Raw genomic sequence first — 12,353 nt, 5'->3', positions numbered from 1 at the left:
CGCTCAGGTGAGCGCCGCCGTCGTCCGATTGAGGGGCGGGCAGAGCCGGCTGCTAGGTGCTGGCCGGCTCCGCAGGCTCCAGCTTGCGCTCCAGCGGGTGCTCGATCTCGTCCTTCAGCATGCCGCCGAAGGTGAGCGCCAGCACCGCCAGCAGCGGCAGGGCCAGGCCCACGAATAGGAAGATCAGCCAGATCGGCACCACTTCGCCCACCGGCCCGGCCAGCGCCATGGACACCGGCATCAGTGCCAGCGAGACAAAGAAATCAAGGCTGGAAATCCGGCCGAGCAGGTGCGGCGGAACCCGGCGCTGCAGCAGCGTGCCCCAGATGACCTGGCCCGCGCTGCCGGTGGCACCGACCACGAACAGAGCCACCGCCATCACCCAGAAGCTGTCGGTAAAACCGATGACCGCGATGGGCAGGGCGCCGGCGCCCCAGAACAGCAGCATCACCGTGAGGTAGCGCCTGGGCAGCCGCAGGGAGGCAGTGAACAAGGCTCCCAGCGCCCCGCCGACGCCGAAGATGCCGAGCAGGAAGCCGAAGGTCTTCGAATCCCCGCCCAATTGGTCGGCGACGGCAAACGGCAGCAGCACTTCAATGGGCCCGATAAAAATGAGCACGCTCACCACGGCCCACAGCAGCGTCCAGAGCAGCCAGGGAGTCTTCAGTGTGTAGGTCACGCCTTCGCGCAGATCGGCCAGAACCGAACTGCGCTTGGCCGGGGGCTCGTCCTCGGCGGAGACCGACGCAACCGTTCCCTGATCCGGAACCAGCTCTTGGCCCAGGAAGTTCAGGATGACCAGCGCGGCCAGATGGCACAGCGAGATCCAGCCGATGGCTGCAGCTGGGGAGAAGGAAGCCACGACGATTCCTGCTAAGGCGGGGCCCGCCGCCTGCTGCAGCAGGGGGCGCATGGTGCCCTCCATGCCGTTGGCCGCCAGCAGATCCTCGGCCGGCAGGATTCTGGGCAGAATAGCCGAGTATGCGGGGAAGAAGAAAGCGGCTCCCGCGCCCAGCAAGAAAGCGGCAGCGGCAAGGTGCCACAGCTGCAGCAGTCCGGTCAGGGCAAGCAGCGTCACGGCGCCGATGGCCACCAGATTGGCCGCTTCCACACAGATGATCAGGCGACGGCGCGGAAGTCGGTCGGCCGCGATGCCGCCCAGCAACACGAACGCCAGCAGGCCGACGCTTGAGCAAGTGGCCACGAGCGAGAGTTGGATAGGGCCGCCGCCCAGGGCGATGACCTGGTAGACCATGGCCACGGCCCACATGCCGGTGCCGAATACCGAGATGGCCAGGGCGGAAATGAGGATCCGGTAGTTGCGGTGGGCGAAAGGCCTCAGCACGCGGGGCGTGGACATGATGGTTTCCTGGAGTTAGAAGGGAAGGCCTCAATAGTATCCGCCCAGTGATTGAGAAAAGCAAATCACTCGCAACCCTCTATGTCCGTAGTGCTTTTGCGGCTAGACTCGCAGCAGGCCGGTCGGGAGTGATCGGCGCCACATGTGGAAGGACTGACACCATGGCCGACCCGAAACACGCTTCGTCAGACGCTGCCCGCGCGCTGCTCGATGACTTCTCACTGGAGATGACGGGCAAGGACGTTCCCGCGCTGGAAGATGCGGCCGGCGCGATTCCTCCCGGCACGCTGATCAACGTGACCTTCCTGGGGAACGAGGACCTGCCGATGCGGGTTTCCGCGGCAGCCGCAGTGAAGCGGCTCGGGTTCGTGCCGGTGCCGCACGTTTCCGCCCGCCGGTTGGCGTCGCAGGCGGAATTGGAGGATTTCCTGCAGGCCTTGTCCGCGGACGCAGTGCCGGCGGATGTTTTTGTGGTGGGCGGGGATCCGGCCGAGCCGATGGGGCCCTATCCGGACTCGTTGGAAGTCATCCGCACCGGCTTGCTCGCCAAGTACGGCATTCGCCGGGTGGGGATCAGCGGTTACCCGGAGGGCCACCCCGATATTTCCGACGACGTGCTGTGGCAGGCCCTGGAGAACAAATATGCCGAATTGCAGCAGCAAAACCTGGAGTCGGTCATCATCACCCAGTTCGGATTCGACGTCGACCCGGTGCTCGAGTGGCTGGCCGAGGTCCGTCGCCGGGGAATCAATGCACCGGTGCGGATTGGCGTCCCGGGCCCGGCTGGGGTCAAGCGGCTGCTGAACTATGCCAAGCGTTTCGGCGTGGCCTCTTCGGCTGGAATCGTGCACAAGTACGGGTTCTCACTGACCAACCTGCTGGGCACCGCCGGACCGGACAAGTTCCTGGAGGAACTCGCCCGCCGCTACGATCCGGCCGTGCACGGCACGGTGAAGCTGCACTTCTACACTTTCGGCGGAATGAAGGCCACCGCGGAGTGGGTCACGGACTTCCGCGGCGGACGGTAGCGGGGCCTGCCGGTGCGGAGTCTTCGCCGGCCGGTGGCAGGGGGCCTTCGCTCCCACCTATAGGAGTAACCTCCCACGTTTCAAAACGCTTACCCCGCTCTGACTAGGGCGATTGGTTTGCCCGGCTCTTGATAGGTGGGAGCGAACGGGCGCCTGCGGAGGCTCCGGGATACGGCGAAGGACGCCTGGCGGCCCTGTTGCACGCGACTGCTGTGTGATTAGGTGAAGATACGGCGCACGGGCGCCTGACGGGAGGAGTTCCATGAGCGAGCAAATCAACAATCCGGACCGCTACGACCGGAAGGACCGGGACGAGACCGCGGGCGAAACGTCCCGGGACGAAGAGCTGCTGGCGCCGGGTGAATTACCCCCGGACGCCAAGCAGGGTCTGGCCAACGTCTACGGCGATGCCGACCGCACCGCCATCGATGACCCGGTCAAGGCGCCCGGCCCCGAGGACGCCGCCGCCATTGAGCATATGGAACAGCACTACAGCGTCCGCGAAACAGAGACGGGCGAGCGGTACGTCGAGGAGACGGTCCTGCCGGAGGATGGCGACTAACAGGCTCGGTGGGCCAGCGTTCACAGTGACGGCGGCCAACAACCAGTCGATTGACTGAAGCGGCGGGGAGGATGCCTTCGGAGATCCTCCCCGCCGTTCGCCGTCGTGCTCCTTAGGAGCAGCCGGTCATCAGGCCTTTTTGCCGGAGCGCCAGCCGCCCGGGTAGTCCTGCCGGACCGCCGAGGAGTACGGTACCGGGCTGACGATGGCGCGCACGTTCAGCTGCTGGTGCGGCTCCACCGTGGTCTTGCGGGACCCGCCGTCGGGCTCGCCCCACACCACGGTGACTTCGGTGCCCTCCGGAACATCCGCGTCCACGGTGGCCAGGGACAGCGCCTTCTTCTCGTTCGCGGAGTAGCCGGTGAACATGGAAAGGCCGATCGTCTCGCCGGCGGCGTCGAGCACGGCGTCATAGTTCGACGAGCCATAGTTGGCCAGCGGCAGGTCGAAGTACTTGTACGACGTGCCGTCGGCATCGAAAAGCGAGGCGAAGATCTTGGCCACGTCGTCGGCGTTCCATTCGAGCGTGACCTTTTTGCGCTGCGTTGCCGGGTCGATCTTCTCGAGGGCTTCGCGGCCAATGAAATCGTGGTCAAATTTCACCATGTGGCCGTAGCCCAGCTCCCACGGGTTCAGGTAGTAGTCCTCGATCTTGTCGGAGACAAAGCTTCCCGCCACCGCGTTGACGGCTTCGTAGCTGTCGGCGCCGAGCCATTCGCGGTAGGAGCGCAGTTCCTCGCCGGTGTAAATGGCCGGCAGCGGCGACGGGATCCAGCCGGATTCCAGCGTGTTGGACGGGTAAGCGCGGGAGCCGACGGCGAGCATGTCGAACTCTTGGCCCGCTTCCAGGATCGTGTCGCGGACCTGATCGTAGGTCTCGTAGGGGCCCCAGATCTCCAGGCCCGGCGCGCCGGCCATGCCGTGGCGCAAGGTGTGGACCTGGCGGCCGGCCACCTGCATGTGGTCCATGTTGAAGAACTTCAGCTGCTCCACCGGGCCGCCGTTGACCTTCTCGATGATTTTCCAGGCGTTCGGGCCCTGGATCTGGAAGCGCCAGTACTTGCGCTTCACCGGCTGGCCCATGGGGCGCGACGGGGACCGGCGGTCCACTTCGATGTCCACATCGTAGCCGCCGGTTTCACCGTGGTAGATCAGCCAGTTGGCGGCAGGGGAGCGGCCCACGTAAACGTACTCGCCCTCGGCTTCGTGGAAGAGGATGCCGTCGCCGATCACGTGTCCGGCCGGCGTGGTGGGAACGTACTGCTTGGCCTTGTTGACCGGGAAGTTGGCTACCGAGTTGATGGCGGTATCCGAAATCAGCTTCAGGGCGTCCTTGCCCTTGATGAACAGGTTGTCCATGTGGTGCGACTGGTCGAACAGCACCGCGGACTCACGCCAAGCTCGCTGTTCGCTGCGCCAGTTGGTGAATTCCGGCGCGACGACCGGGTAGATGTAGGCGCCGAGCTGCGAGTTACGCAGCAGGTTGACGGTATTGCCGGATTGGTCCAGGACTTCCTGGAGGTTCTTTGCGCTCATGGGTACTTGTCCTCCTCGATGGCGGCTTGATTGTGATGCAGTGCACAATCCCAAGACACCTCGACTCTATATCTATGGAGGTAGATATGTCGACGGTTTTCGTCCGGGGAAAATCCGCCGGCGGGGAAATAGGGAACGAAAATCTGCCTTTTTGATTGCGTCTCACAGGCCTAACGTGGATTCAGGGCCAGCCCAGCCAGGGTGCCCATTCGAGCGACAGAAGCATGGAGGAACCGCCATGACCGCAACAGCTCACGTTTCCGACTGCAGCGTTACCAACTGCTCTTTCAACGATCACTCTGAATGCAATGCCGGTGCCATCACCGTTGCCGGCGGCGAAAACCACGCTGCCTGCGCCACGTTCATTGACACCGGAGCGCACGGCGGCCTGCCCAAGGTCTTGGCCGGGGTTGGTGCTTGCCAGCGCGCTGAATGCACGCACAACGACCACCTCATGTGCCAAGCTCCGGCGGTCCACGTGGGACCCGGCGCCGACAACGCCGACTGCCTGACGTACGAGCACCGGTAGCGCGGCCCTTCCAGGCAGGCCGCTAACGGCGGCGCGCCCGCCCGACCGTAGTTACGGCCCGGCTGTGCCGCTTCGACGGCAGCCACCCGGCCGCGTGACGACTGCCGATGCCACCAAGTCCCGACGGCGGCCCGCTCGAAGGGTCGACGACAGAGCACCCGAAGCGCGGCAGGTGCCCTTCCCGACGTCGAAAGTAGCCGACGCCGGGAAGGGCACCAGTGTGGGTGCGGTGGGTGAAGCGGATCAGCGCTCTGCGGCAGCCAGCGGGGTTTCCTGCGCATGCACCCGGCGGACGGCTTCCTCGAACTCTGACTCGATTTCCGGCACGGGCTTGTGCGTCAGGAGGCTGACGACGACGGCGACAACCACGTTGAGGATGAAGCCCGGGACAATCTCGTACATGGTGTCCGAGAGCGCCGACGTGCCCCAGACGAACACCGTCACCGCACCGGCAACCATGCCGGAGAGCGCTCCGGCGACGGTGAGCTTCCGCCAGAACAGGGACAGGATGATGGTGGGCCCGAAGGAGGCGCCGAAGCCTGCCCAGGCGAAGGCCACCAGGCCCAGGATGGTGTCATTGCGCGCCCAGGCCAGGATGCCGGCCACCAGGGAGACCACCAGCACGCCCAGCCGGCCGAGCATTACCTGGGTCTGCGCCGACGCCTGCCTGCGCGCAAAGATCTTGTACAGATCCTCCACCAGTGCCGAGGAGCAGACGATCAGCTGCGAGGAGACGGTGCTCATGATCGCCGCCAGCACGGCCGCCAGCACAAAACCTGCGACGAACGGGTGGAACAGGATCTGGGACAGGTCCAGGAAGACCGATTCCGCCGACTTGGCGTCCGTGAGGGTGGCGCCCGGGTTCTGCTGGAAGTAGGCCACGCCCACCAGCGCGGTGGCGGTGGCGCCAAGTACCGTCATCAGCATCCAGCCGATGCCGATCCGGCGGGCGGTCTTCGCCTCGCCGGGCGTGCGCAGTGCCATAAAGCGGACGATGATGTGCGGCTGTCCGAAGTAGCCCAGGCCCCAGGCTGCTGCCGAGATGCCGGCGACGGCGCCGCCGGTGAACAGGCTCAGGTGGTTCGGGTCCACCTGCTGGATCGACTCGATGGTGGCACCGAGGCCACCGGTGGCGAAGACTCCGACAATCGGCACCAGCAGCAGGGCCGCGAACATCAGCAGACCTTGGGCTACGTCGGTGTAGCTCGCGCCGAGGAAGCCGCCGAACATGGTGTACAGCACCGTGACGCCGGCAACCACCAGCATGCCGACCTCGTAGGAAGAGCCGAACGATGACTCGAAGAAGATACCGCCGGCCACCATGCCGGAGGAGACGTAGAAGGTGAAGAACACCAAAATGATCACGCCGGAGACAACCCGCAGCAGATGCGAGCGGTCCTTCAGTCGGTTCTCCAGGAAACTGGGGACGGTGATCGAATCGTTGGACACTTCGGTGTAGGAACGCAGCCGCGGGGCCACAAGCTTCCAGTTGAGCCAGGCGCCGATGGTCAGGCCGATCGCAATCCACGCTTCGAACAGGCCGCCGACGTAGAGTGCGCCCGGCAGTCCCATCAGCAGCCAGCCGGACATGTCCGAGGCGCCGGCACTCAACGCCGCTACGCCGGGCTTGAGGCCGCGGCCAGCCAGCATGTAGTCGTCGAGGTCACTGGTGCGCCGATAGGCCCACCAACCGATAGCCAGCATTCCTGCCATGTAGATCAGCATGGCGATGATCTGGAAAATCTGGTCGTCCAAGATTGGGTCCTCCCCAAGTAGTGGTTTGGTTCCGACTCAGTATTCCAGCGGACGTACATATGACGCCAGCCACAAGGCCTTCCGCGGCGTGATTCCGGGCTAAATCGTTTCAATACTGGCAAGAAAACACCCCTCCGATTGGCTTTCGCCAATCAGTTAAAAGGTGTAGCCTCTATCTGGCCTCACTCAACCCTTGCCCCGAAAGTTGCGTCACACCGATGCTGCTCCGTTTAATCCGCCATTACGGCCGTCCCTATCTCCCCTTCGTTGCCGCTGTGGTGGTCCTGCAGCTCATTGCGACCATCGCGGCACTGTATCTACCCAGCCTGAATGCCCAGATCATCGACGAGGGCGTTGCCCGCGGCGACACCGACTACATCTGGAGCACCGGCGGCGTCATGCTGACCGTCAGCTTTGTCCAGGTGGCCGCCGCGATCGCCGGCGTCTACTTCGGGTCCAAGGCGGCGATGGCGGTGGGCCGCGACCTGCGCCGCGGAATCTTCCATAAGGTCACCGGGTTTTCCGCCCGCGAGGTGGGCCAGTTTGGCGCGCCCAGCCTGATCACGCGCGGCACCAACGATGTGCAGCAGGTGCAGATGCTGGTGCTGATGGGCCTGAACTTCATGGTGATGGCCCCGATTATGTGCGTCGGCGGCATCATCATGGCCCTGCGCGAAGATCTGCAGCTGTCCTGGCTGGTCTGGGTCTCGGTGCCGCTGCTGTTTGTTGTGGTGGGCCTGCTGGTCTGGAAGCTGATGCCGCTCTTCCGTACCATGCAGGAGAAGATCGATGGCATCAACGGTGTGCTCCGCGAGCAGATCACCGGCATCCGCGTGGTCCGGGCCTTCGTCCGCGAGCCCTACGAGGCCAAGCGCTTCGAGAAGGCCAACCGTGAACTGACCGATGTCTCGGTCTCGGTCGGCAACCTGTTCGTGCTGATGTTCCCCTCGATCGGCATGATCCTGCATCTGGCCACGGCGGCGGTGCTGTGGTTCGGCGGCCTGCGCGTGGACGCCGGCGAGATGCAGGTGGGCGCTTTGACCGCTTTCCTGCAGTACCTGCTGCAGATCCTGATGGCGGTGATGATGGGGACGTTCATGGCGATGATGATCCCGCGCGCCTCGGTCTGCGCCGAACGCATCGGCGAGGTGCTCGACGTCGAGCCCTCCGTGCACGAACCCGCCGAGCCGGAGAAGGCACGCGAGCCCGCCGGAGTCGTCGAGTTCCGCAACGTGACCTTCGCCTATCCCGGTGCTGAAGTGCCGGTGCTGCGTGATGTCAGCTTCACCGCACGGCCCGGTCAAACCACGGCGATCATTGGCAGCACCGGCGCCGGCAAGACCACGTTGATCAGCATGCTGCCGCGGCTGTTCGATGCCGGCAGCGGCGACGTGCTGATCGACGGCGTTCCGGTCACCCGGATGGCCCGCACGGACATCACCGACCGGGTGGCCCTGGTGCCGCAGCGGCCGTACCTGTTCTCCGGCACCGTGGCGCACAACCTGCGCTTCGGCAATCCGGACGCCACCGACGAGGAACTCTGGGAGGCGTTGCGCGTGGCCCAGGGCGACGGCTTCGTCCGCGCCAAGGACAAAGGACTGGAGTCGGCGATCTCCCAGGGCGGCACCAACGTCTCAGGCGGACAGCGCCAGCGGCTCTGCATTGCCCGGGCGCTGGTGGCCAAGCCCAAGGTCTACCTCTTTGACGACTCGTTCTCGGCGCTGGACGTGGCAACCGACGCCCGGCTGCGGGCTGCGTTGAAGGGGACCACCAAGGACGCCACCGTGATCATCGTTGCCCAGCGTGTGGCCACGATCATCGAGGCGGACCAGATCCTGGTGCTGGAGCACGGGCAGATCGTGGCCCGCGGCACCCATGAGGAACTGCTGGAAAGCTCCGAAACCTACCAGGAAATTGTTGATTCCCAGACCGCGGTGGAGGAAGTGGCATGAGTCCGGACAAAGAAGCCCAGTCCGAGCTGGCCACCGGACCCGACCCGGTGGCAGCGCCCACCCCTGCCGCTGCCGCGGAAGCCGAGGCAGAGGTCCTGGAGGAGCAGTTCCAGCCCGGCGAGGCCGACCAGGATTTCATGACCGGGACACCGACCCGCAAGGCCCAGCACTTCTGGCCGTCCGCCAAGCGCCTGTTCGGCCTGCTGAAGCCGGAGAAAGCCAGCATCGTCCTGGTGTTGGCCATGGTTGTGGTGGCCGTGGTGCTCAACGTGATTGCGCCCAAGGTGCTGGGCAACGCCATGGACGTCATCTTCAACGGCGCGATCGGGATGAACCTGCCGGCCGGCGCCAGCCAGGAAGAAGTCATCGCCGGACTCCGCGCGCAGGGCCAGGATCAGTTCGCAGCTCTGCTCTCCGGCATGGAACTGGTGCCCGGCGTGGGCATCGACTTCCAACTGCTGGGCAACCTGATCCTGCTGGTGCTGGGCATGTACGTGGTCTCCTCGCTGTTCATGTGGCTGCAAGGCTGGCTGCTGAACCGGATTGTGATGCGGGTGGTCTTCGGGCTGCGCCAGGACGTGGAAGCCAAGCTGAACCGGCTGCCGCTGAACTACTTCGACACCCGGCAGCGCGGCGACATGCTCTCCCGGGTGACCAACGACGTCGACAATATCCAGCAGGCACTGCAGCAGGCCTTCGCGCAGCTGATCATGTCCGCGCTGAGCCTGCTGGGCATCACCATCATGATGTTCATCGTCTCCTGGCAGCTGGCCCTGATCGCGCTGATCGCGCTGCCGCTGTCCGCCGTCGGCGCCGGCCTGATCGGCACCCGGAGCCAGAAGCTGTTCACCGCCCAGTGGAAGCACACCGGTGCGCTCAACGGCCACATCGAGGAATCGTTCAGCGGCCACGATCTGGTCCGGGCCTTCGGCCGCGAACAGCAGTCGGTGGAACAGTTCGACGAGAAGAACGAGGAGCTCTACAAGGCCTCGTTCGGCGCCCAGTTCGTCTCCGGCATGATCATGCCGGTGATGCAGTTCATCTCCTACCTGAGCTACGTGGGCATTGCCGTGGTCGGTGGCCTGCGGGTGGCGTCGGGGTCCATGACCCTGGGCGATGCCACCGCGTTCATCCAGTACTCGCGCGAATTCAACCAGCCGCTGAGCCAAATGGCGGGCATGGCCAACATGCTGCAGTCCGGCGTTGCCTCCGCGGAGCGGGTTTTTGAACTGCTCGACGCCGATGAGCAGGAGCCGGACACCGCCACCGAGACGCTGCCGGCCAAGACCGACGGCCACGTGGAGTTCCACAACGTCAGCTTCAGCTACACCGCGGACAAGCCGCTGATCGAAGACCTCTCCTTCTCGGCGAACCCCGGTCAGACGGTGGCGATCGTGGGGCCGACGGGAGCGGGCAAGACCACGCTGGTCAACCTGGTGATGCGGTTCTACGAACTCGACGCCGGCCGGATCACGCTGGACGGCGTGGACATCACCGCGCTCAGCCGGGCCGAACTGCGTTCCAAGGTGGGCATGGTGCTGCAGGACGCCTGGCTGTTCGGCGGCTCCATCTTCGACAACATCCGCTACGGCAACCTGGATGCCACCGAGGAAGAGGTCATGGCGGCAGCCAAGGCCACCTACGTGGACCGTTTTGTCCGGGCGCTGCCGGACGGCTACGACACCCTGATCGACGAAGAGGGCAACAACGTCTCCGCCGGTGAGAAGCAGCTGATCACTATTGCGCGGGCGTTCCTGGCCAACCCGTCGCTGCTGATCCTGGACGAGGCCACCAGCTCGGTGGACACGCGCACCGAGCTGCTGGTGCAGCACGCAATGGCCGCGCTGCGTTCCGACCGGACGAGTTTTGTGATCGCGCACCGGCTCTCCACCATCCGGGACGCGGACGTGATCCTGGTGATGGAGGACGGCAAGATCGTGGAGCAGGGCAACCACGCCACGCTGCTGGCTGCCGAAGGCCCGTACTACCGGCTCTACATGTCCCAGTTCGCGGCGGCAGCGGATCCGGTGCCCTGACCGCTGAACCACGGGAATGACGACGGCGGTGCCCGGGTGAGGATTCGCATCCCACCTTTGGCGCCGCCGTCGTCCGTAATGCCGGAGCTCAGCCTTCGGCGATCCGCTCGGCTATTCGGGTGCGCAGCCTTCGGCGATGCGCTCGGCGGCACGGCGGAGCAGCGGAAGATGTGCCTCTGTCGCCGTGTGCAGGGTGTCCGGGCTGGCCAGCATGTTGACGCCGACGGCGGCGACCACCGCCCCGGCTTTGTCCTTGACCGGCACCGAAACGGTGCGGTGGCCGGACTGCAGTTCGCTGTCATTGACCGCATAGCCTTGCCTGCGCACCTGCTCGATCTCCAGCCGGAAGCGTTCGGTGCTGTCAATGGTCTGCTCAGTGAGCCGGCTGAACTGGCTTGCGTCCATGGCGGAGCCGAAATCGGTCTCGCTCAGCCCGGCCATCAGCACCTTTCCCATCGACGATGCGTGCGCCGGAATGCGGGCACCGACGGTCAGCCCGGCGCGGATCATGCCGGGCACCCGGGTGGCCGCGATGCAGATGACGTCGCCGCCGACCAGCACGCCAACCGTGCACGGTTCGTCGAATTCATTCGTCAACCATTCGACGCTCTGGCGGGAGGCCAGCACCAAGGGGGAGCCGGACAGGTAGCCGTGGCCCAGCTCCAGCGCCTGATGGGTCAGTGCGAACTTCTCCCCGTGGCAACGCACATAGCCCAGATGGACCAGCGTCCGCAGCACCCTGGCGGTGGCCGCCCGGTTCAGCCCGGCACGCGCCGCGACGTCGGCGGCACGCATGGACGGAGCGCCGTCGTCGAACACGCTCAGCACGGACAGCCCGCGCGCCAAAGTGCGCACGGACGGCTCGGCGCCGGGCCGGAGATCGGGCTCGCTGGTGATCGTCATCACTGGAGAGGATACCCGGCCAGCGACCTGACCGTGATGCTGGTTACACCATGCGTAGCGGTGCGGTCAGTCCGTGTCGGTGCGCTCCTCGAGGACACCCAGCACGGACGCATCCGGAACCCACATCACGTCCCCGTGCTCGGCATTGGCCGCCCGGCCCATCACGAACAGCAGACCCGACAGCCGGTTGAGGTAGCGTCCGGTTTCGCGGTTGATCACGTCGCCGTGTTCGTCCAGGGCGGCCCAGACCATTCGTTCGGCCCGGCGCACCGTAGTGCGGGCCTGATAGAGCAGGGCAGCGGAGAGCGTGCCTCCGGGCAAGAGCATGCCGCTAAGATCATCGGCTTCCTGCCGAAAGTGATCGATGGCGCGTTCCAACCGCTCCGCATGCTCCGGGATGATGCGCGCGTCCACCGGCAGGTCGCTGGGGTACGGCACCAGCAGGTCAGCCATCAGATCAAAGAGGTCGTTCTGCACGCTGACGAGCATCGCGTTGGCCTCGGCGGCCAGTCCACCGCCGGCCATGGCCACCGCCACGGCGGCGTTCGCAGCATCCACTTCGGCGTGCGCAACGACCCGCAGATCGTTCTTCGACACTTCGCCGTGGCTGCCGAACACGGTGCGGCCGGAGTCCCCATAATGATCGGTTTCCGGCTGGTTGTCCGCTACTGATTCGCCACGTTCATTCATGC

Annotated in this window: 10 protein-coding genes; 5 read left to right on the top strand and 5 right to left on the bottom strand. The window is 65.3% G+C overall.

From position 1 onward, the window contains the following. Positions 1-52: 52 nt before the first annotated feature. A complete protein-coding gene (locus ACMX2H_RS10000; protein WP_414960350.1) occupies positions 53-1,360 on the bottom strand; it encodes an MFS transporter in 1,308 nt (435 codons plus the stop codon). Between the two features lie 161 nt (positions 1,361-1,521). Between ACMX2H_RS10000 and ACMX2H_RS09995 the strand changes: the two genes are divergently transcribed. Further along, positions 1,522-2,388, top strand: a complete 867-nt coding sequence (locus ACMX2H_RS09995; protein WP_414960349.1) for a methylenetetrahydrofolate reductase — start codon at positions 1,522-1,524, stop codon at positions 2,386-2,388. Positions 2,389-2,650: 262 nt separating this feature from the next. Then, on the top strand, positions 2,651-2,950 hold the full coding sequence (locus ACMX2H_RS09990; protein WP_414960348.1) for a hypothetical protein: 300 nt from the start codon (positions 2,651-2,653) through the stop codon (positions 2,948-2,950). A gap of 129 nt (positions 2,951-3,079) precedes the next feature. Here the strand turns inward: ACMX2H_RS09990 and ligM are convergent, their stop codons facing one another. After that, complete coding sequence (ligM, locus tag ACMX2H_RS09985; protein WP_414960347.1) at positions 3,080-4,486, bottom strand: vanillate/3-O-methylgallate O-demethylase; 1,407 nt, start codon at positions 4,484-4,486, stop codon at positions 3,080-3,082. A gap of 238 nt (positions 4,487-4,724) precedes the next feature. Between ligM and ACMX2H_RS09980 the strand changes: the two genes are divergently transcribed. Next, entirely contained in the window at positions 4,725-5,015 is a 291-nt protein-coding gene (locus ACMX2H_RS09980) for a DUF1540 domain-containing protein (RefSeq protein WP_136786542.1), read from the top strand. 243 nt (positions 5,016-5,258) lie between these two features. On the opposite strand, the gene putP is transcribed toward ACMX2H_RS09980, so the two are convergent. After that, positions 5,259-6,770 carry a sodium/proline symporter PutP gene (gene putP / locus ACMX2H_RS09975; protein ID WP_414960346.1) on the bottom strand — a complete coding sequence of 504 codons (1,512 nt, stop codon included), beginning with the start codon at positions 6,768-6,770 and terminating at the stop codon, positions 5,259-5,261. A gap of 218 nt (positions 6,771-6,988) precedes the next feature. On the opposite strand from putP, the gene ACMX2H_RS09970 reads away from it, so the two are divergent. Next, the gene (locus tag ACMX2H_RS09970; protein WP_414960345.1) at positions 6,989-8,722 is read left to right on the top strand and encodes an ABC transporter ATP-binding protein; all 1,734 of its coding nucleotides are present in this window, start codon (positions 6,989-6,991) and stop codon (positions 8,720-8,722) included. Beyond that, a complete protein-coding gene (locus ACMX2H_RS09965) occupies positions 8,719-10,758 on the top strand; it encodes an ABC transporter ATP-binding protein (RefSeq protein ID WP_414960344.1) in 2,040 nt (679 codons plus the stop codon). Before ACMX2H_RS09970 ends, ACMX2H_RS09965 begins: the two co-directional genes overlap by 4 nt. A 111-nt stretch (positions 10,759-10,869) precedes the next feature. Here ACMX2H_RS09965 and ACMX2H_RS09960 read toward each other — a convergent pair whose 3' ends face one another. Both ACMX2H_RS09960 and ACMX2H_RS09955 read right to left on the bottom strand, forming a co-directional pair. After that, positions 10,870-11,661 (bottom strand): IclR family transcriptional regulator domain-containing protein, encoded by a 792-nt coding sequence (locus ACMX2H_RS09960; RefSeq protein WP_414960343.1) that lies wholly within the window; start codon positions 11,659-11,661, stop codon positions 10,870-10,872. Between the two features lie 66 nt (positions 11,662-11,727). Beyond that, positions 11,728-12,351: a cob(I)yrinic acid a,c-diamide adenosyltransferase gene (locus ACMX2H_RS09955; RefSeq protein ID WP_414960342.1), complete on the bottom strand. Its 624-nt coding sequence runs from the start codon at positions 12,349-12,351 to the stop codon at positions 11,728-11,730. Positions 12,352-12,353: the final 2 nt, after the last annotated feature.

The sequence above is a fragment of the Arthrobacter sulfonylureivorans genome, from assembly GCF_047607445.1.
GTDB lineage: Bacteria > Actinomycetota > Actinomycetes > Actinomycetales > Micrococcaceae > Crystallibacter > Crystallibacter sulfonylureivorans_A.
This window is presented reverse-complemented; position numbering and strand designations above follow the sequence as displayed.